The sequence below is a fragment of the Flavobacterium sp. HBTb2-11-1 genome, assembly GCF_009826975.1.
Classification (GTDB): domain Bacteria; phylum Bacteroidota; class Bacteroidia; order Flavobacteriales; family Flavobacteriaceae; genus Flavobacterium.
Genome location: NZ_WUMO01000003.1, coordinates 505,763 through 527,268 on the forward strand (window position 1 = coordinate 505,763; position 21,506 = coordinate 527,268).

Genomic DNA, 21,506 nt, shown 5'->3' on the forward strand with positions numbered 1-21,506 from the left:
CAAATTACCATTGCAATAAAACTCTTTGTGCCGAAAATCCTGGGCCAAAACTTAGCATTAAGCCTTTTTCTCCTTTTTTTGGATTTCGATTCATAATATTTTCCAGAACGTACAAAACGGTAGCGCTCGACATATTGCCATAATCTCTGAGAATTTCTTTTGTATCATCAATATTTTTCTCCAATCCGGCGAAAAGTGCTTCAACCGTTGTTACGATTTTTTTTCCTCCAGGATGAAATATCATATGGTCAATATCTTTTATGTCTAGATTATTCTGCTTTAGAAAAGGATGAATAATATCTTCAAAATGAGAAGCAATTGTATCTGGAACTTCAATATCTAAAACCATCTGCAATCCGCTGTTGGTTAGTTTGAAACCCATCATATGCTCGGCATCGTAAAAATGATACATCTGTTCGTCAAGAATTTCGGGGCCAGAATCTTCTTCTTTTGATGATAATAAACAACAAGCAGCACCATCTCCAAAAATAGCAGCGCTTACAATATTTGGCATCGAGAAATCATCGAGCTGAAAAGTGGCTGTTGGTGATTCTACAGCAATTACAGCAGCACGTTTGCCTGGATTTGATTTGAGGAAATTCTTGGCATAAATAATTCCAGATATTCCAGCTGCACAGCCCATTTCGGTTACAGGAAGACGAACAATATCTTGTCGTAATTTCATTTTATTAATCAGATAAGCGTCAAGCGAAGGAATCATAATTCCGGTACAGCTTACCGTAATAATGTAATCTAAACTTTGTGGATCCCAGCCTGTTTTTTCTAATGCTTTTTGTAGAACCTGATGTCCTAAAATGATCATTTCACGGCTATAAATATCATTTTTTTCTTCAAATGAAGTGGCAGTAAAAACCTCCGAAGGCTCCATGATAGAATAACGTTTATCTACAGAAGCACCTTCAAATATCTTTTTTACTTTTTTGATGAAACGTTCTTCCTGACCTTCAAGCCATACATCGACAAGCAGAAGAATTTCTTCTGTTGTTCTCGAATATTGTGGAAGCTGTTTTACAGCTGTGATTATTTTGACACTCATATTTTTGTAATTATCCACTGGTAGCGAAAAGCCCATTTCCAGTTTATGGAATAGTTTTTTAAATTTAATTTTTTGGATAAATGTTCTAATTCTTTCTTTTTGAATCCTTTAAGAATAGAGATTAATCCGTCATTGCGAGACATATTATTGAGATTGAAGACAAAACCAATCAGTTCAAATAATCGATAAGCCAATTTGCTTCTATGCAGATCGTTTACTACAATACCTATTGATGCATTTTGGTTTAAAACATCCATTACTTTTGCGATCTGGATTGTTGAAAAATGGTGCAGAGTAAGCGTACACAAAACAATGTCATATTTTAAAAGGCCAAATTCTTCACTAAAAATATCCATACAGAGATATTCAATGTTTGGAAAATCTTTTGACAATGTTTCGGCGTAACTAATGGTAAAAGCATTGGCATCGATACCAATTAATTTAAAGTTGAGATTACGCTTTTTTCCGTAGTTTGCAAGCATTCTCAGCATATCTCCATTTCCGCAACCAATATCGGCAATGGTAATGGTCTTAGAACTATCAGTCTTTTTTAAAAGCGCTTTTATTCCATGAAGCGTTAATCTATTGCCCCCAAGCAATTGATTGATAGAAGCAATCTGATCTAAAGCGCCAATCAATTCTTCGCCTTCAAGCGAAAAATCGTCCATTATTTCAATTTCTTCGGTTCTATATTTAGTATTTACACTCATTATTCAACTGTTATCGGGCGGCCGTGTGTTTGTTTTATAATGACTGAAAGTAACGACGGAATCGACGCCGCAATGGTTGTCATTACATGCGTGAAATTTTTGTGCGTCAATGCTTTGGCTAACAATCGGCCAAAAAATAATCTCTTACTGAAATGCTTTTTCCATTCTTGAATGTACTTTTTTTCCAATTCGCTTCTTGATTCTATTTTTCCATAATAGAAATCCAATACCAATTCAGAGGCTATTTTTGCGCTGTGAATTGCCATTGCCATACCGTTGCCGCACATAGGGTGAATTAATCCTGCAGTGTCGCCAATCATTATAATATGATTTTCTACAGGTTCTTTTTTGTCAAATGAAATCTGGCTTATCGTGATGGGTTTCTCAAATAGGGAAGTGCTGTTTTCAAAAACTGCTTTCAGTTTCTTATTTTTATAAAGTACAGATTTCTGATACTCTTCAATGTCTTTATATTTTTTAAAGGTTTCAAAATCGGCTAGATAGCAAATGTTTATAACGTTATTTTCAACTTTTGAAACACCGCAATAACCGCCTTGAAAATTGTATAAAGCGACAAGATTTTCGTCAAAATTTCCAGAATAATGCCCTTTTACAGCCAGCCACGGTGATTTTTTAGAAATAAAATCTCTTGACAAAACCTGATCGATATTGGATCTTTTGCCATAAGCGCCCAAAACGATTTTAGCAGAAATAATTTCTTCTGAAGTGGTAATGGTAAAAATGTCGTTTTCAAAATAAATGTTTGTAACTGTTTCTGTTATAATGGTACAGCCATTTTCTACAGCTTTTTGAAATAGAAAATGATCCAACTCATAACGGCTAACTCCAAAACCGCCCAAAGGGAGTCTGGTTTTTGCAGTTTTACCATTTTGTGCCGTAAATTCGAATTTTGAAATACTGGTGGGATGCAATTTTGAAACATCAATATCAAGCCATAATAAATAGGGGAGAATTTCATTTGAAATATATTCTCCGCAAACTTTATGTTTTGGATAGGTGTTTTTTTCGATAAGAACAATCTTCAATCCTTTTTTGGACAAGTGTAAAGCGCCTGCAAGACCAGCAAGACCGCCACCAATAATAAGTACATCAGGATTTGTTCTCATACAACCAATTTAGTCATAAAATCTTAAACGGACTTTACTTAATTCGATAAGAAATTAACAAAATTTCAACCTTTATCTTAAAAAGTTGAAACAGTTTTTGTCTTGTAAAAACACGATAAAAAATTCATTTAATAGATAATTTTTACTTTTGCCAAAAAATAACAGCATTTCATAAATGACAATACAAGATCTAGTAGGCATTTTTTCGGTTTCGGGAAGCAATCAGGACGAAAGCAATGAGATAACATACAAAGGTGTTTTGACGTTGACTTTAGACAAAAATAACCGAATTAAAGCAAATTGGCTCATCAATTCGCATCAGCAAAAAGGTACAGGTTTCTTTAAAGACAATATTTTAGTAATTAATTTCAATTATAAAGGTCACGACAACAAAACGTACAAAGGCGTTGTGGTGTATAAATGTATCACAAAAGATGTTTTAGATGGATTTTGGTCAGAGAAACATGGAAATCCGCTCTATTTGGGAAGTGAGCATTGCTTAAGAATGGAGACTACAGAACGATTAAATTAAAATTAAGAATATTTAATTTAACACATAGAAACATAGTGTTGCTTTCTAAAATAAAGTATACAAAAAGAAACTAGTTTCTAACACATAGTAAACTAGAAGCCAACTTTGTCAAAGTTCTAAACTTTGACAAAGTTTATTTTTTACCACAGATTAAGGATTGCGATAGATTAAAAATGCTCTCTTAGAAAAATTTACTCTCGCAGATTAAGCAGATTTTATAGATTTTTCTGCTCAATCTGCTTAATCTGCGGGAAAAAATAATCTTGCAGGTCAGGTTCAATCTAATCGAATCTTAAATATTAGTTGGGATTTGTTTTGGCATCTATCTGCATAATTCTATTATAATCAATGGTGTATTTTTCAGGATCAGATGCTGCATATTCATTTTCTGGTTCTGGAATGACATGAATTTTAGAATCGCTTATCGAAATTACTGCCGAACAAACGTAGATTCCCACTTTTCCCTCGCTGTATTTGAAATCTAGTAAAGTGAGTTTTACAATGTCATTAATCGAGAGTTCGTAATAGTTTCCGTAACGGATAATCTTAAAAGAAATTTGTTTTTCTTCGCTTATTTCAAACTGATTGGTTTGAATGTTTTCGAAGATAAAATTATTCTTAACGTCTTTTTCATTAAATCCCCAAGCCCTAAATTGCACAAAACCGTTCATGAAGTCAATCGAAATATAATATCCCGTTCCTTCCTTGTCACATTCAATTACAAAACCCGTTTTTCCCATTCCCTCAACAGCAAGAGTACCATCCCAGACAAAATCGCTGGATGGTTTTTCGAAACCGTATATTTCGTAACCGCTTCGACAGCTAAAACGCCATTTGCTTTCATTTTCCAAAACAAAATCGGCAGTTGGATTTCCTAAAATGGGCATGGGTTGAGGCAAGTCTTTTTGAAGAATGGTTTTCTGATACAGTTTCTGCCAGTAATAATAACTTTTCAGTAAAAGCCTTCCGCTTTTATCTATATCGAGTTCTTTTGGAGGCGGAATTACTCGATGCGTATTAACATTTCCGTCTGCGAAATAGAAATTATAAACCAGAAAGTGTTTTCCTTCTTTGACCACTCTTGCGGCATAATTTCCCTGAGGCATTAAAACGTTATTATGAAAAGCGCAATACTCGCCTCTAAATTCAGGTGCCGACCAATAACGGACTTTAACATCTTCTCTGATGGATCCTAAAAGATAATTTGTGCCTTTAATTTCAAAAACACAAGGGCATTCGACATCATCATACACATATGGAATATGAAGAGGTCTCTGCAAAACAAAACCTTCTTTCTCTCTTTTGGCAACACCAATACAGCCTCTACGGTATGTTGGTCCAGAGGCGCTTCGGGCGCAAATTAGCAAATAATCATCGCCTTTGTATTGGTATTTAAATGGGTCACGAAAACTAATCCATTGCCGCGGATTATTGTTTGGACCTTCATAATGCGGAGCTTCACTTTTAAACGGAAGTCCATATAGATTTTCTTTCTTCCAAGTAATTAAATCAGAAGATACTGCTCGTCCTACCTTTTGTTCAATCCCTTTATCTTGGCGTTTTAGACCAGTGTAATACATTTCATAACCTTCGCCATCTGATTTTTTGCTGACATGCATAGTCCATAACATATCATCGTCCCATTCTCCTGGATCGCCTACAAAAAGGGCGTTTTTTACTCGTTTCCACGAAAGACCGTCTTTTGAAACGGCATGCGCAATATAATCGTGATTGGGAATAATCAAATGAAATAAATGATGAACTCCTTTTTCATCTATAAATACGTCAACATCTCCAATTTCCCAATTGCTAAATCCTGAACCTGAATACATTTTATTATTTATTTAATGATTGTATATTTTTTTTTTCCACTAATTGCACCAATTTTCTCGAATTTTAAATCTCATGAACTTTGTCAAAGTTTTAAACTTTGACAAAGTTGTCGCTGAACTATTTTTAAATTCACGCTAATTCATGTAATTCGTGGCTTATTCTTTTTATTTAATGATTTTATAATATTTTAAACCTTCTAAAATTCCTTCCGAAGCAGAAGTTTTTGCTACATAGATGCTTTTTGTGGTTTCGTAAGCCATGAGTTCTGCGCTTCGGTTTCCAACAATGATTCCTTTTACTGGACCTCTAAACATATCAACATCGTTTCCAGAATCTCCCGCGGCAATTACATTTCCTAGCGGAATAGACCACTTTCGGCATAAGAATTTAATTGCATTTCCTTTGGAAGCTCTTTTTGGGATAAAATCCAAAAACTGACCATGGCTCGGAATAATATTCACTTTGTACCAGCCTGTTCCTAAAACAGTGATTAACTCGTCATGATTGTATTGCTCCTTATCATAATAATATGAGATTTTATAAGGATTCTGGGCTTCTTCTTCCTGCAGTTTGATCCATTTGATGGCTTTGAGTTTATTTAAAATTTCTTCTCTTTTCCACCTTCCAGCTAGGAATTTTGCCCAACCTTTATCCAAAATATAATCTTTTCCGTTGGTGTAATAGATTTCGGTTCCGACCGAACAGATTATGAAGTCGGGGAGAGGAAACTCCTCTTCGTCAATTACTTTTTTTACTAAAGCTAAGTTTCGTCCAGAAGCCATTGCAAAAGCCATTTTATCGGTACGATTGATTAAGTGTGTTTTGAGTTCTTTTAAACCAGGATTGGACAGTTTAGGTTCAATCAATGTTCCGTCAATATCTGAAACCAACAAATGATCGATTTTTCTTTTTAATCGGCTAATATTGATATTCGGATAATGCTGTTTTTTGATTCCAGCTCCGGATGAAAGAGAAAGGTTTTCTTTAACCAATTCGACATAATGATTAACATGGCTAATCCAACTGTAATATTTCTGAATATTGATGGCTCCATTATTCGAATAATATTTCCACTGATTTTCATCGGTTAAAATATTTAAAAGGGCTTTTTTAATCTGGCTTTCTTCCTGAGGATTGACTAATTCTCCATTTTGGCAAACTGGAATGATTTCTGAAGGGCCGCCGTTTTTGGTCACCACAACAGGAAGTCCAGAACTAGCGGATTCTATAACGGTCAAGCCAAAATTTTCATGCAAAGCTAAATTGACAAAAACACCTCTTTTTTCGGCAGCATAGCGATAGATAATCGAAACTTCATTTTCAACGTCATGTTTTTTCGGAATAGCCATTTTTCCGTACAAATCGTATTTATCCATTAAAAGAAGCAAATCGGTCAGAACATTTTTTTCAGATTCAGGCATTTTGGCAATGTCTTTTCGAATGCCAGCAAAAATGACCAGATTGGCAATGCTTTGTAGCTCTTTGTCTTTTCCGTAAACTTCAATTAAAGTATTCAAGTTTTTGTGACGGTCAGGCCGTGAAAGTGCCAGAATAATAGGCTTGTGCGGATTGGTAAGAAATTTAGAAATGGATTCGGCAACCCAGTATTTTCGCTGTGCTTCTTCCATATGTTTATCAGAATCGTTTTCTTGATAATAATAAGGAACAAATTTTCGGGTATCGATTCCTGGAGAAATAGCATGGTATTTTCCTAGTTCAAAATTTTTGTAGGCTTTGTAGGTTTCAATTTCCTGTTCGGTAGAAGTAACGATGAATTCTGCAAGTTCTAAGGTTCTCTCTTCAGCCGCAATTCGGGCTTTAAACTTAAATTTTTTCTCTAGCTCTTCTTCTGTTTCACCACTTTCAACTAGTTTTTTCTTTTTGTAGAATCCTAAAGAATGTCCCGTATGGGCAAAAGGAATATTTAAAACGGCTGATAATTCGGCTGCCGCATAACCGGCATCTGCATAATGCGAGTGAATCCAATCGGGGAAAATATTGTGCTGTTTGATATGCTGCATCGCGCCATTTACAAAAAGATCAAGACCCTCCCAAAGCTGTTCTTTGGGTTTGTACTTTTTTCCCAGAAACGGAATTCTTCTAATGTCTAATTTATCATTGATAATTTCGACAGGCACTGCGTATTCAGGCGAAAGGGCAGGATCATCTATTAATCTGGTAAAAAGATGAACGTGTTCTACATCTTCATGCTGCGATAAAAATTCGGCTAATTCGTATATGTATTTGGTCTGGCCTCCGTTGTCTGCATCTCGTCCAATCTCTAGACCAGAACCTTTCAAGAGTCCGTGAATATTGATAAGTGAAATTCGTAATTTTTTCATCATTCTTCCTTAAATTATTTGAAAACACAATTTACTGCGCCCATATTGATTAGGAAGAAATAATTCCATTTTAAATTTACATAGTTCCCATGTTTGAAGAATGAAGGTAATGTTTTAACTATAAAAAAAGAGCCTGATGCTTATAATATACCAGGCTTTGCAATTTTCTTTTAATTTTTATTAATTAAATTTTCAATATCAAATATTGAAATTTTAGGATTTCCGCCCGCCGACCCAGCGACTAAGGCACCAGTTGCACAGGCAAAATTGAGAGCGGCTTGCGGTTCTTTTCCGTTTAAAAGTGAAGTGACTAAAGCGCCTAAGAAAGAATCTCCTGCACCGACAGTATCCTCAACTTTTACGGTATAACCTTCATTTTCGTAAAGATGTTTATCCCACAATAATAAAGCGCCATCTTTCCCTCTTGTCACGCAAATCGCAGTAGCATTACTCAAAGAACAAATGAAGTTCATGTTCTCCTCTAAAGTTTTATAAGGAGAATTAAAAGCGTCACTAATTTCCATAATTTCTTCATCATTAAATTTGATGAAATTGGCAGACTGCATTAGATGTTGCAAAGTTTCGTAATCATAATGTGGTTTTCGAAGATTAACATCAAAAACTTTGTAAGTGTGGGTGTGAAGCAACTCGTCTAAAGCTTCTCGAGAAACTTGATCTCTGCAGACCAAACTTCCGTAAATTAAAACATCTGAGTTTACTACTAATTCTCTCGCTTCTTCATTTAGAACAATTTTGTCCCAAGCAGAAGGATAAATAATTTCATAAGTAGCAGATTTACTTTCGTCTAATGTTACGTTCACCAATCCTGTTGGGAAATCGTCAGATTTGAGAATAGTGCTGGTATCCAAGCCTAGTTTGTTGACTTCGTTTATAATTGCTTCTCCGTCTACATCATTTCCTACACAGCTAATCATATTTGATTCAACGCCAAGAGCTTTCATGCGAAGCGCCACGTTCAAAGGTGCTCCTCCAATTTTTTTTTCATTGCCAAAAATATCCCAAAGTACTTCTCCGAAAGCGACAGCTTTTAGTTTTTTGTCGTTGCTCATTTTAATTTTTTCTTGTTTTTAAAAACTTTACATCAAATGATTAGGGTTTCATCAGATTTTCATAAAAATAAAAAAGAATAACGGCTTATGCAACCCCTTTTTTGCATAAAAAGTATTGGTTAACTTTTAAACAACTGAAAATTAAAGCAAAAAGAAGTAACAAAATTCACGTTGAATTATGTCGCTTCGATAGAAATAGGATTCTTTTCAGCGTTTATTCAGATGTTTTTAATTTTTTTTTAAGAAAGTTTTAATCTTTAACTAAGAAGTCAGTTCTCGTTTATATATTTGTATCCAGTCTAAATAAGCATAAAATATAAATTTTATATGAAAACAATTTTAAAAACACTTAAAGACAATGTTTTATGTCAAGTGTTTGTTGCTTTTTTGATCATTTTTATGTGTTCAGAAAAGACCTTTTCTCAATCAGCTGTTGGTACAATTTCGGGTACGGCTGTCGTTAAAGACGGAAATTATTTACAAGGAGCAACTGTTAAAATTTCAGAATTAAATAAAACCACTACAACCGATTCTGATGGGACTTATCAATTAAAAAATATCCCTTTTGGGACGTATCTGGTTGAAATAAAACTAAACGGTTATGAATCTTCTCCGGCTTCGGTTATTGTTGACCAGAATAATACAGAAGTTGCACTAGATTTTGAACTGACGTATACTTCTCAAAAATTAGAAGAAGTGATTGTAAGTTCTGGAGGAAACCGATTTGCGAGAAAAGAAAGTGAAGAGGTTTCTAAAATGAAACTGAAAAACATGGAAAATCCACAGGTTTATACTATTGTGAGTAAAGAATTAATGAAAGAGCAGGTTATAACAGATTATAATAGCGCTTTTAAAAATGTTCCAGGTGCTGGGATTGCCGAAGTGAGAAATCAGGGGAGAACGACTAATATTTCTCGAGGTTTTGCTACGCCTCAATTGGTAAGAAATGGTGTTGGAAGTTTTACCTTTAACTCGATTGATCCATCAAATCTAGAGCGTATTGAAGTGATAAAAGGTCCTTCGGCGACTTTGTTTGGAAGTACCATTTCTTCTTTTGGCGGATTGTTTAATAGAGTAACCAAAAAGCCTTTTAATTTCTTTAAAGGAGAAGTTTCTTTCTCAGCAGGCGATTGGGATTTGAATCGTTTAACAGCAGATATCAACACACCTTTAAATGAAGAGAAAACTGCTCTTTTCAGAATCAATACAGCTTTGCATAGTGAAAGAAGTTTTCAGGATGCAGGTTTTAATAAAAGCTTTTTTATTGCGCCAAGTTTTTCTTATGAGGTAAACGATAGATTGACTTTATTAATTGATGCCGAATTTAGTGCTTCAAAAGCAACATCGCCAACTCGATTGACGCCTTATACAAAAGCAGATGCCACGGCTCATAGTGTAGAAGAATTGGGAATTCCGTACAAACTTTCATTTGCTAATAATACAGTAAATTACACAGGTCAGCAATACAATATTTTTGCGCAATTGAAATATAAAATTTCAGACGAATGGACTTCACAAACTATCGTTTCCCGTACAAGATCTTCATCTGAAGGTTATGTTGTAGCACTGACGATGTTGAGCAATGAAACTTTGAGACAGCAAGTTACCAATCAGGATTATCCGTATTACGGAACAGATATTCAGCAGAATTTTAACGGAGATTTTAAAATCGGAAAACTGCGTAATAGAGTAGTGGCTGGATTAGATTTTTACAGTCTTCGCGCAACACGTAATGATGCAATAGTAAATATGCCGGCACTTAATTTTAGAAAACCTGGCGATGCATACAACAATTTTACGATAAATAAAATAGAGCCTTTATTTGCAAATGCTACTTATACTAATATGGTATCGAATAACGAAAGAACTTATAGTGCTTATGTTTCTGATGTGTTGAATGTTACTGATAGATTATTAGTAATGGGAGGGGTTAGAGCCGATCGTTATATCAATAAAGGCGTGTATTATCCTAGTCGCGATTCTATTGCAGGAAATTATAATCAGACGGCATTTTCCCCTAGATTTGGAGCAGTTTACCAAGTGATAAAAGATAAGGTTTCTGTTTTTGGAAATTACATGAACGGTTTCAATAATGTTGGCGGATCTGATTTTTACGGAAATACTTTCAAGCCAAATCAGGCGAATCAGTTAGAAGGAGGCGTTAAACTTGACTTTAATAAAATCAGTGCGACGTTTAGTTATTATGACATAAAAGTGACGAATATTACTCGCGATGATCCAGACCATGTAAACTTTCAGATTCAGGACGGAACTCAATTGAGTAAAGGTTTTGAAGCTGAGTTGATTGCCAATCCGATTAAAGGTTTAAACGTCGTGGCAGGTTATACGTATAATGACAGTAAATACACAAAAGCCAATCCGAGTATAAATGGTTTACGACCAACAACAGCTGGTTCTCCAACAACTGCCAATCTTTGGGCAAGTTATAGATTGACAGAAGGAGCAGCTTCTGGACTTGGATTTGGTGTTGGAGGAATTTACGGAAGTGAGTATTATCAAACTAACACTTCAACATTTAAATTTACGATTCCTTCTTACACCGTTTTAGATGCTTCTGTATTTTATGACAGACCAAAATTTAGATTAGGGTTAAAAGTAGACAATCTTACCAACGAAAAATATTGGTCATATCGTTTGGCAGCTCAAAACCCAACGAGAATTACGGGAAATATTACATTTAAATTCTAAAAATACAATTCGTCATTTAAAATGATATTTCTACATTTGGATTTTATTGCACAGTATGACCAAAGGTTTTAAAAAGACTATCAGACAAATACATTTGTGGCTCGGTTTAGCATCGGGCCTCATTGTTTTTATAGTGAGCATTACAGGCTTTCTGTATGTTTTTGAAGAAGAAATTCGTGATTTTACAAATAAGGAATATCTGCATGTTCCCGTTCAGGAGAAGCCTTTTATAGGTTTAAAAACTATAATAGAAAACTATGAACATCTAGAACCTAAACAGAAAATAACGGCTTTAAAAATAAATAAAGCAGAACCTAATGCGGCAGTTCAAATTTCTACCAAAAAGAAAAAGACCTATTATTTCAACCCGTACAATGGAACTTTAATCAATCAGCAGGGAGCAGATTGGCTGAATACGGTACTAGAAATACATCGCACTTTATTATTAGGAGAAGTTGGCGAGATTATTCAAGGCTGGTCGGTTGTGATTTTTATCATTATGCTCATAACGGGATTAATTTTATGGTTTCCAAAAAAGAGACGTCAGCTTAAACAATCTTTAAAAATAAAATGGAGCGGTTCGTCTAAAAGAATCAATTTTGATTTGCATCAGGTTTTAGGATTTTATGCTTCTATTTTTTTGCTTTTAATTGCGTTTTCTGGAATATATTTTAAGTACGATGCTGTCAAAAAAGGAGTTAGTCTGGTAACAGGAAGCAAACTTAGAAAAGGAGATGAAGTGGTTTCCAACGCCAAAATTGATTCGACTACAATTCCTGTTCGTTATAACAATATTTACGAAAATGCAAATGCGAAATATCCAGGCGCAACTTCAGTTTCATTTTCAGTCAGAAAAACGGGAGAACTTCGATTAAGAATGACATATCCGAATGATTGGGCAAGAAAACAGAACACTATTTTCTTTGATGGAAAAACAGGGAAGATGCTCAGAACCAAATTATACAAAGACAATAATGCTGCTGATGTTTATGAAGCAAGTAATTACGATCTTCATACAGGAATTTTCTTTGGACTTACAGGAAAAATAATCTGGAGTCTGGTAAGTTTGATTGGCGCTTCTTTACCTATAACTGGATTTATTATTTGGTGGAAGAAAGGGAAGAAGAGTAAGAAAATTAAAAATTAAAGATTTTATTAAAAGAAAAAACGGGATTGTTTGAGCAAACAATCCCGTTTTTTGTAAATAGTTTGTTCCGTAGGAACATTTCATTGGTAGAAATTATGTTGTTGTTAACGTTTTACGTTCCGTAAGGAACGTTTTTACCAATCAAACATTCCTACGGAATGATAATGCACGCGTTTATCTTTTTTTTCTACCAATGGAACATTCCTAGCGGAATGAAAATTAACCATGCGCTTCAACAGAAACATCATTCCATTTTTCCCAGCTTTCCAATCTTTGTTCGTAGCTTTGTTTTACAAATGGGAACGCCACTTTTCCAAGTAATAAACGTAAAGGAGGATTTTCATTTTCTACCAAGTTCACCACTGCTGGAGCTGTTGCTTGTACTTTTCCAAATATGTTTTCTCTTTCAGCCAAAGCTTTTTTGATTTCGTCATAATATGGTAAACTTTTGCTGGCAATTCCAGTATGCCAGATGTTAGACTCATATCCGTTTGGTTCTAATAAAGTAACGTTGATTCCAAATTGTTTTACTTCTGAGGCTAATGTTTCGCTTAAACCTTCTATAGCAAATTTAGAAGCGCTGTAAAGTCCCATTCCTGTTGGTAAAGTTGCTAGCCCCAAAATAGAAGAAACCTGAATAATATGACCGCTTTTTTGCTCTCTCATGATTGGAACAACAGCCTGTGTCAACCATAAAGTTCCAAAGAAATTCGTTTCAAACTGTTCTCTCGCTTCTTGTTCGCTTGCTTCTTCCACGGCACCTGTAAGCGCATAACCCGCATTGTTGATTAAAACGTCAATTCTTCCAAAATGCTGTTTTACTTTCTGAATCACTTCTAGAGATTCTTGACGATTGTTGACGTCTAATTTTAAAGGTAAAATTGAGTTTCCGTACTTTTCTTTTAAATCGTTTAAAGTTTCAAGATTTCTAGCTGTAGCAGCTACGTTGTGTCCTTTAGCTAAAAATGCTTCTGTCCAAGCTCTTCCAAATCCTTTTGAAGCTCCTGTAATTAAAATTGTTTTTGACATGGTATTTGTTTTTATAATTATTAATTAAATTTAAAAATGACCAATCGGTCATTTTTATGGTAAAAAAAATTATATCAATTTTTCAGATATAATTTTTTTAAGCGTTTTTTCTATCGTATTCATATTGTTATTGTTGCCAGACATTCTTGACATTAAATGTCCTCCTTCAAGCATCGCAAAAAGGGCAGTGGCAAATTCTGATGCATTCCAATCAGGAATAAATTCTTTATCGGCAATTCCTTTTTCTATAATCGAAGTTAAAAGAGACTGACCTCGCTTGATAGCATTGTTAACTTTCTCTTTTACAATTGGATTGGTATCGTCAGCTTCTGTTCCAAAGTTTAGTAAAGGACATCCGCCAATTACTGGTGGATTTATCGGATTACTAAAAAAATCAATGTAAGCAAAAAGTTGCTCTTTAGCACTTTTTCCGTCCCTAAGTGCTGCTTCCAGTTTAAAGCTTAATATTTTCATGTTATAATCTACAGCAGCGCAGGCCAAAACATCTTTGTTTTCAAAATGCACATACATACTTCCTTTAGACAATTTAGTCGCTTCCATAATATCGCTCATAGAAGTAGCTGCAATTCCTTTTGTATTGAAAATAGGGGCGGCTTTTTCTATAATAAATTGTCTGGTTTCTTCACCTTTTGTCATGATAGATTGTATTTAACGATGCAAATATATGACCGATTGGTCATATGTGCAAATTTTAGTTGATTTTTTATTTAAAATTTAATGGTTTGTGGAGTTATATTTAATATGATTGGATTGTAATTAACTGTTTATAAGTTGTTTAATGTCATATTTATTCTTTTTTTGATTAAATTTATCTGAAAAAAAGTAATATGGTTACAGCTATACTTAGAGAACATCCTGAACTGGCACTTTTTTTATGCTTGGCTCTTGGATTTTTAATTGGACGCATTAAAATAGGGACATTTAAAATTGGTGTAGTATTAGGCACTTTATTTGCTGGAGTGCTAATTGGCCAATTGGTTATTGAAATTCCTGATATTGTAAAAACTATTTTCTTTGATTTTTTCTTGTTTTCAACAGGATACAAAGTTGGTCCACAATTTTTTCAAGGTTTTAAAAAGAATGCATTTCCGCAATTGTTGCTCACTTTGGTAATATGTTTAGCTTGCTTATTAGTTGCATATTCTGTTTCTGTTTTTTTAGGTTATGATGTAGGAACAGCAGCAGGATTATTAGCAGGAGCGTTTTCTGAATCAACTGTAATTGGTACTGCTTCAGATGCTATAAGCCATTTAAATCTTGATGATGCAGAAAAAAGCAGATTAATCAATAATATTCCGGTAGCCTATTCTGTAACTTATTTGGTAGGTGCAGCTTCTTTTGTTTTTTTCCTGACTGCAATTGCCCCAAAATTGCTTGGTATTGATTTAGTTAAAGAAAGCGATAAACTGGCTGAAAGTATCTCTGGAGAAAGTGAGCAGGAATATGGTCCAGGAATGAAAAGCGCCTATCAGAGATGGATTATCCGTGCCTATAGAATAACCAATGAGAAATGGATTGGAATCAGTATAAGCGAGTTTGAAAGATTAATATCCAACAAGAATATCGTTATTCAGAGGGTACGTCATAGAAATCAATTGCTAGATCCCAAACCCGACACCATAATTCATAAAGATGATGTGATGGTTATAATGGCACAACACGGAATCATTTTAGAAAGTCTCTTTTCTATTGGGCCAGAAGTCTTGGATGAAGAGTTGTTGAATTTCCCGCTTGCACATTTAGATGTTACCATCACCAATAAAGCAATTGAAGGAATGACAGTAAAGTCTCTTCGAAAAAGCAGTTTTTACCATGGGCTAATGCTAAACAAAATAACGAGAGAAAATCATGAAATACCACTTGAATCAAAGACGGTTTTAAATAGAGGCGATATTTTGAATCTTTCAGGCAGACCTGCAAAACTAGAAGAAGCAGCGAAAGAAATTGGTTATCTAGATCGTTTAAGCCCTGAGACTGATATTATTTTTGTTGGTCTGGGTATTGTCCTTGGTGGACTTTTAGGTTTGCTTTCGGTAACATTATTTGGAGTTTCAGTAACTTTAACGACAAGCGGTGGTGCATTGGTAATGGGACTGATTTTTGGCTGGTTGCATTCAAGAACTCCTGTTTTTGGCAGAATTCCAGAGCCCGCCTTGTGGATTTTTGACAACGTTGGTCTCGCAACGTTTATCGGACTTGTTGGCCTCGCTGCTGGTCCAAGTTTTATTTCAGGTCTTAAAGAAACTGGTTTTGGTATTTTGCTTGCAGGTGTTGCTGTTGCTTTAATTCCTCATATCATCGGACTTTATTTTGGAAGGTATATATTAAAAATAAATCCAATAATTTTACTTGGCGCACAAACCGGCGCAGGCACCTCAACAATAGGATTAAAAGCGGTTCAAGATGCATCAGGAAGCAAGTTTCCAGTTTTAGGCTATACGATTCCGTATGCATTAGCCAATATATTATTGACTGCTTTTGGACCAATACTTGTCGGCATGATGTCTTAATCCGATCAAATCAAATGTACTAAATTTCAATTGGTATTTTATGGCTTGAAACTTCAAATCCTTCAAATGAAGTCCAATAGTTAACATTTAAGCTTTATTAAAGTAATAGATGAAATAATGATTGCCATTTTTTTGCTATTCTACAGATTAAGACTTGTATATATTACTCTCTAAAAATAACTTTTATTTTGGGAGTGGAGAAGTTTTTGAGTTGTATCTCTTTAGTAGAATTATCTAGATTTGAAAGTGTTGGCACATTATTCATAAAGTGTTGCACATAATAATTGCCTTCAAAATTTTGACTTTCAAGATATTTGATCATTTGAATAAAATCACTTTCTGTAATTAAAGAAGAATGAAAAGTAGTACGAACTTCAAACGGAATATTAGATTGAATCAAAAGAGAAAGAGTTTCTTGAAATTCAGAAAATAAGCCTGATTGCGTTAGTTTTTTAAAGGTATGAGGAAGACTTTTATAATCTAACGCGACATAATCAATTAATTGATCACGAATCAGGCTATTCAATATTTTTGGGTTGGAACCGTTGGTATCAATTTTAACCGCAAATCCCATTGCTTTGATTTCTTTTATAAAATCAATTATTTTTTTGTGTAAAGTACATTCGCCACCGCTTAAAACCACTCCATCTAGCAATCCTTTTCGCGTTTTGAGGAAAGTTAGAACTTCATTAAAATTTATTTTTCCTTTTCCCAGAACAATATCAGGATTGTAGCAGTATAAACACCGCATGTTACAGCCCGCAAACCACACAATGCAGGCTGTTCTATGCGGATAGTCTAATAAAGTAAAAGGTGTGAGGCTAAATATTCCTTTATTAGATAATGGTTTCTTCGAAATGTGTACGCTGTTGGTGTTCACCTTTTTTTCCAATATTAAAACTTTCTACAGGTCTGTGATACCCCATTACACGGGTGTAAACCAAACATTTGCTTCTTTGCGATTTGTTTTCTTCTAGAATTTTATGCGTTTTCGTTTTCATAAGCCAAGTGTTTTTGATTGTTTTTATTGAGTAAAATTTCGTCGCATTTTGGACAATATTCATGTTCACCGTCTAAGTAGCCATGAATAGGGCAGATGCTGAAAATTGGTGTTACGGTTATATAGGGCAATTTAAAGCAGGTTAGAACTTTTTTTACGAAGTTTTTACAGGCTTCTGGACTGCTTATTTTTTCTCTCATATAAAGATGCAAAACTGTACCGCCAGTATATTTGCATTGTAATTCATCTTGAAGCAATAAGGCTTCAAAAGGATCGTCTGTATGATCAACAGGTATTTGTGAACTATTCGTATAGTATATGTTTTCATTTTGTCCTGCTTGCAAAATCTCTGGAAAACGCTTTTTGTCTTCTTTTGCAAAACGATACGTTGTTCCTTCTGCCGGAGTCGCTTCTAGATTGTAAAGATTTCCTGTTTCTTCCTGAAATTCTTTCATTCGCAGTCGAATGTGATCGAGAATTTCGGTTGCAAAATGTATTCCCGAAGTGGCGGTTATATTTTGTTTTCCTTCAGAAAAATTTAGTACCATTTCATTCATTCCGTTTACGCCAATTGTAGAAAAGTGATTTCTAAAATGTTTCAAATAGCGCTGTGTGTACGGATAAAGTCCGCGGTCGTACATCTGCTGAATAAACATTCTTTTTTTCTCTAAAGTCGATTTTGCTATTTGGAGTAATTCATCTAAATGCTCAAATAAAGTAATGATGTTTCCTTTATGAAGATATCCAAGGCGCGCCATATTGATGGTTACTACGCCAATGCTTCCCGTCATTTCGGCACTTCCAAAAAGACCGTTTCCTCGTTTTAATAATTCTCTTAAATCGAGCTGTAATCGGCAGCACATACTGCGAACAGCATTGGGTTTATAAGCGTCTGGATTTTCTATGCGCTTACCATTTTCATCCAAAAGATATTGGCTTCCAATAAAATTCTGGAAATAAGACGAGCCAATTTTGGCAGTATTTTCAAAAAGCAAATCGACATTTTCTCCGTTCCAATCAAAATCTTCGGTAATATTTACTGTCGGAATCGGGAATGTAAACGGCTGTCCGTTTGCATCGCCTTCAGTCATAATGGTATAATATGCCTTATTGATGAGATTCATTTCTTTTTGAAAATCAGCATATTTTAAATCTATCAATTTTGAAACGCCTCTTTTTTTAGCTTCTTCAATCAGATTTTCATCAGTAACTTTTAGAAATAAGTGCTCATCATTTAGAGTCGGAATCTGTTCTTTTAAATCTTCTGGTACATTCCAATCTAAAGTGATGTTTGTAAAAGGCGATTGTCCCCAACGTGCAGGCACATTTAGATTGTAAACAAAACTTCTAATTCCTTTTAGCACTTCTTCATAAGAAAGCTGATCTTTAAAAACATAAGGAGCCAAATAGGTGTCAAAAGAACTGAAAGCCTGAGCGCCTGCCCATTCGCTTTGCAGAATTCCCAAGAAATTGGCCATTTGACCTAATGCTTCTCTAAAATGAGAAGGAGGTCTGCTCTCGACACGGCCACGCACGCCGTTAAAACCTTCATTTAACAGCACACGCAAGCTCCAACCAGCGCAGTATCCGGTAAGACAATCCAAATCATGGATGTGTATGTCGCCATTCCTATGAGCAGAACCTTCTTCTTTATTATATATTTTATCTAACCAGTAATTGGCGATTACTTTTCCCGCGGTATTACTGACTAGTCCCGCGTTTGAATACGAAATATTCGCATTTGCATTAATTCGCCAATCTGACTGGTTGATGTATTCTTCAACAGTTTGTGTACTGTCTATATAAGTAGTGTCGTCGTTTAAACCATTAATATGTTCTCTTTGTAATTTTCTTGTATGGCGATAAATTATAAACGAACGCATGGTTTGGAAATATCCATTCTCAAAAAGCACTCTTTCTATCATGTCCTGAATTTCCTCTACAGGCCACGAGTATTTTGCCTCAAGACCAGAAAGAACGATTTTGAAAATTCTTTTGTCTACAGGCTGGATAACGCTCTGAAAGGCTTTTTGAATGGCATCCTGAATTTTATAAGCTTCAAATGGCTTATAATCTCCGTTGCGTTTGATTACATATTTTTCCATGGTTCTGATTTTATTTAAGACACTTTTTCAAATGTTTTTTCAAGCTCAATGGCTTTTGGAAACAGAATATTGTTTTCCAGATGAATATGCTTCTTTAAATCTTTGTCAAATTCTTCTAGCATGAGAAAAGCCACTTTATAGGTGCTGCATGAGTCAATAGGCGGTGTATAATTATTGGTTAAAGCTGCAATTCTTATAAAGCGTTGTCCTTCTGTAATATGATCATCTTTTAAGGTTACAATTGGAGCTTCAATAGATAAAAAAGGCGGTGTTTCCAGTTCTGTACCTTTACTGTGTGCGGCTTTCATTTTTTTAATAAAAGGAAAAACAACCAACTCTTCTCTTTTCATATGAGCCGTCAAGTCCAAAAACGATTTTGAAAAAATAGTATGGATTTCATGAAGCTCAGGATGAATCGCACCGTGAACACCGCATAATTTATCTAAATATTCTAGAATAACAGGAGCTTTTTCTGCAACATATCTATGGTGAGTTTTGGTAATATAATCTGCAATCATGTCTGCAGGCCAATTTTTATAATCAAAAGACTGATTGGCAGAACTGTTTCTTGCTTTTTCAATATGGTCAATAAGAACACTTTCTTCAATATCTCTTTTTCTGCAGACTTCTTCGATAGTTCGATGCCCTTTGCAGCAAAAATCAATATGGAATTTTGTAAAAATGGCTGCTGTTTTGAAATCATCTGCTACGATTTCGCCAACTGTGGTTTTACTTGTTAGTTTCATAATGGTTGGGGTATATGGATTAATTCTGGTTTCAGCACATTTGTTTGTCTGTAGTTGCTTTACATTGTTTAATAATCAATAGTGAAGCAGCTATCATATTTGAAAATTCGATAAACGGAATCGTGATTTCGTATGATTTTGTAAGCGAAACAGCATAATTATGAAGCTCTTTTATTTTTGCAAAAGCAAAATCGGCATCGCGTTCTTCACTCGTATAAAACGAAGTGACCCATTTTTGCAATTCTTTTTTAAGTATTTCAAAAGCAAGATAATCATCTACATTATGTGCTTTTGGAAACTTGGGAATCAATATTTTGGATGAATAAATAAACTCAGCTATAGTTTTATCAACATTTTCCGAAGCTTGGTGTGCATATACTATAGCTTCTAGGAGTGAGTTGGATGCCAGACGATTTTTACCATGAAGTCCTGTTCTCGCACATTCCCCAATAGCGTAAAGATTTTTAATTGATGTAACTCCGTTTTGATCGACTTTAATGCCGCCACATTGATAATGTGCAGCAGGAACAACTGGGATTAAATCTTTTTCAGGATAGATTCCTAGTTCATTGCAATGTGCTGTGATGACAGGAAATTGATTTGCAAAAGCTTTCGGATCTAAATGCCTGCAGTCTAAGTAAACATGATTTTTGCCACTCAATTGAAGTTCTTTACTTATGGCATTTGAGACCATATCGCGTGTAGACAATTCGCCTTTAATATCATATTTAAACAAGAATCTTTTTCCTTCGTCGTTTACTATATGAGCACCAAAGCCTCTAACGGCCTCAGAAATTAAGAATAACGGATTCTCTTTTTCTGTAAACAAAGCTGTTGGATGAAACTGAATATATTGCATGTCGACAATTTCTGCTCCTGCACGTGCTGCGATTGCCAATCCGTCTCCTGTTGCTATTTTCGGATTTGTTGTATTTTCAAAAAGCTGTCCGCATCCGCCAGTACTTAAAACGATTGTTCTGGCTCTAATATATTTAATTCGGTTGTGTTTTTTTTCAAAGAAAAAGGCTCCGGTACAAGTAGTTTTAGCTTTTTTTGTTTCGGTATTTAAGTCAATGACCATATGATTTTCTAAGAGTTCAATATTGGGCATTTTCTTGATCATTTTGAGCAGTTTCTGCTCGATTTCTTGTCCGGAGCTATCTTTATGGTGTAATATTCTATGTTGTGAATGCCCACCTTCTAAACCTAAATCCCATTGGCCTTTTTCATTTTTATCAAAACATGCCCCAATTTCAATTAGTTCCTGAAGTCTTTCTGGAGCTTGTTTAATAACCATATTAACCACTTCTTTATCGCACAGCCCTCCACCTGACCGAAGCGTATCATGTATATGTTTGTTAAAACTATCTTTTATGAGATCAGTCACCACTGCAATACCGCCTTGTGCCAGTCTTGTATTGGTGTTTTTAGCTGTTTCTTTCGTCATTATAACAATTGATAAATCTGGCCGTTTTTTTGCGATTTTCGTTGCAAAAAATAATCCCGAAATACCAGAACCTACGATAAGTATATCTGTTTTAAGCATGTTATTTTGATTTAGAGTTGTT

The 21,506-nt window shown here is 34.8% G+C and carries 17 protein-coding genes; 4 read left to right on the plus strand and 13 right to left on the minus strand.

Annotated elements, in window-relative coordinates; genetic code table 11:
- Positions 1 to 4 precede the first annotated feature (4 nt).
- From GR162_RS09080 to GR162_RS09090, 3 genes are read right to left on the minus strand one after another with little or no spacing between them, the layout of a single operon-like run.
- Entirely contained in the window at positions 5 to 1,057 is a 1,053-nt protein-coding gene (locus GR162_RS09080) for a type III polyketide synthase (protein ID WP_160781880.1), read from the minus strand.
- Positions 1,054 to 1,767 (minus strand): methyltransferase domain-containing protein, encoded by a 714-nt coding sequence (locus tag GR162_RS09085; protein ID WP_160781881.1) that lies wholly within the window; start codon positions 1,765 to 1,767, stop codon positions 1,054 to 1,056. Before GR162_RS09085 ends, GR162_RS09080 begins: the two co-directional genes overlap by 4 nt.
- Positions 1,767 to 2,894, minus strand: a complete 1,128-nt coding sequence (locus GR162_RS09090; protein ID WP_160781882.1) for an NAD(P)/FAD-dependent oxidoreductase — start codon at positions 2,892 to 2,894, stop codon at positions 1,767 to 1,769. Before GR162_RS09090 ends, GR162_RS09085 begins: the two co-directional genes overlap by 1 nt.
- Before the next feature lie 175 nt (positions 2,895 to 3,069).
- Here GR162_RS09090 and GR162_RS09095 point away from each other — a divergent pair, with 175 nt between their 5' ends.
- Positions 3,070 to 3,426 carry a hypothetical protein gene (locus GR162_RS09095; protein ID WP_160781883.1) on the plus strand — a complete coding sequence of 119 codons (357 nt, stop codon included), beginning with the start codon at positions 3,070 to 3,072 and terminating at the stop codon, positions 3,424 to 3,426.
- A gap of 299 nt (positions 3,427 to 3,725) precedes the next feature.
- Here GR162_RS09095 and GR162_RS09100 read toward each other — a convergent pair whose 3' ends face one another.
- From GR162_RS09100 to GR162_RS09110, 3 genes are all read right to left on the minus strand, one after another.
- Positions 3,726 to 5,258: a glycosyl hydrolase family 32 gene (locus GR162_RS09100; RefSeq protein WP_160781884.1), complete on the minus strand. Its 1,533-nt coding sequence runs from the start codon at positions 5,256 to 5,258 to the stop codon at positions 3,726 to 3,728.
- Positions 5,259 to 5,423: 165 nt separating this feature from the next.
- A complete protein-coding gene (locus tag GR162_RS09105) occupies positions 5,424 to 7,604 on the minus strand; it encodes an HAD-IIB family hydrolase (protein ID WP_160781885.1) in 2,181 nt (726 codons plus the stop codon).
- A gap of 167 nt (positions 7,605 to 7,771) precedes the next feature.
- On the minus strand, positions 7,772 to 8,671 hold the full coding sequence (locus GR162_RS09110) for a carbohydrate kinase (RefSeq protein WP_160781886.1): 900 nt from the start codon (positions 8,669 to 8,671) through the stop codon (positions 7,772 to 7,774).
- Between the two features lie 327 nt (positions 8,672 to 8,998).
- Between GR162_RS09110 and GR162_RS09115 the strand changes: the two genes are divergently transcribed.
- Together GR162_RS09115 and GR162_RS09120 are read left to right on the plus strand one after the other, a co-directional pair.
- A complete protein-coding gene (locus tag GR162_RS09115; RefSeq protein WP_160781887.1) occupies positions 8,999 to 11,380 on the plus strand; it encodes a TonB-dependent receptor in 2,382 nt (793 codons plus the stop codon).
- Positions 11,381 to 11,435: 55 nt separating this feature from the next.
- The gene (locus GR162_RS09120; protein ID WP_237421339.1) at positions 11,436 to 12,527 is read left to right on the plus strand and encodes a PepSY domain-containing protein; all 1,092 of its coding nucleotides are present in this window, start codon (positions 11,436 to 11,438) and stop codon (positions 12,525 to 12,527) included.
- Positions 12,528 to 12,746: 219 nt separating this feature from the next.
- Here the strand turns inward: GR162_RS09120 and GR162_RS09125 are convergent, their stop codons facing one another.
- Both GR162_RS09125 and GR162_RS09130 read right to left on the minus strand, forming a co-directional pair.
- The gene (locus GR162_RS09125) at positions 12,747 to 13,556 is read right to left on the minus strand and encodes an SDR family NAD(P)-dependent oxidoreductase (RefSeq protein ID WP_160781888.1); all 810 of its coding nucleotides are present in this window, start codon (positions 13,554 to 13,556) and stop codon (positions 12,747 to 12,749) included.
- Positions 13,557 to 13,625: 69 nt separating this feature from the next.
- A complete protein-coding gene (locus GR162_RS09130; RefSeq protein WP_160781889.1) occupies positions 13,626 to 14,213 on the minus strand; it encodes a TetR/AcrR family transcriptional regulator in 588 nt (195 codons plus the stop codon).
- Positions 14,214 to 14,404: 191 nt separating this feature from the next.
- Between GR162_RS09130 and aspT the strand changes: the two genes are divergently transcribed.
- Positions 14,405 to 16,087: an aspartate-alanine antiporter gene (gene aspT / locus GR162_RS09135; protein WP_160781890.1), complete on the plus strand. Its 1,683-nt coding sequence runs from the start codon at positions 14,405 to 14,407 to the stop codon at positions 16,085 to 16,087.
- Between the two features lie 163 nt (positions 16,088 to 16,250).
- Here aspT and GR162_RS09140 read toward each other — a convergent pair whose 3' ends face one another.
- From GR162_RS09140 to nadB, 5 genes are read right to left on the minus strand one after another with little or no spacing between them, the layout of a single operon-like run.
- Positions 16,251 to 16,967 (minus strand): anaerobic ribonucleoside-triphosphate reductase activating protein, encoded by a 717-nt coding sequence (locus GR162_RS09140; RefSeq protein ID WP_370516236.1) that lies wholly within the window; start codon positions 16,965 to 16,967, stop codon positions 16,251 to 16,253.
- Positions 16,924 to 17,088, minus strand: a complete 165-nt coding sequence (nrdD, locus tag GR162_RS22350) for an anaerobic ribonucleoside-triphosphate reductase (RefSeq protein ID WP_008469083.1) — start codon at positions 17,086 to 17,088, stop codon at positions 16,924 to 16,926. The genes GR162_RS09140 and nrdD overlap by 44 nt, the downstream gene beginning before the upstream one ends.
- Positions 17,069 to 19,192 carry a ribonucleoside triphosphate reductase gene (locus GR162_RS09150; RefSeq protein ID WP_160781891.1) on the minus strand — a complete coding sequence of 708 codons (2,124 nt, stop codon included), beginning with the start codon at positions 19,190 to 19,192 and terminating at the stop codon, positions 17,069 to 17,071. The genes nrdD and GR162_RS09150 overlap by 20 nt, the downstream gene beginning before the upstream one ends.
- A 14-nt stretch (positions 19,193 to 19,206) precedes the next feature.
- Positions 19,207 to 19,938, minus strand: a complete 732-nt coding sequence (ric, locus tag GR162_RS09155; RefSeq protein WP_160781892.1) for an iron-sulfur cluster repair di-iron protein — start codon at positions 19,936 to 19,938, stop codon at positions 19,207 to 19,209.
- A gap of 31 nt (positions 19,939 to 19,969) precedes the next feature.
- Positions 19,970 to 21,484 (minus strand): L-aspartate oxidase, encoded by a 1,515-nt coding sequence (nadB, locus tag GR162_RS09160; RefSeq protein ID WP_160781893.1) that lies wholly within the window; start codon positions 21,482 to 21,484, stop codon positions 19,970 to 19,972.
- Positions 21,485 to 21,506: the final 22 nt, after the last annotated feature.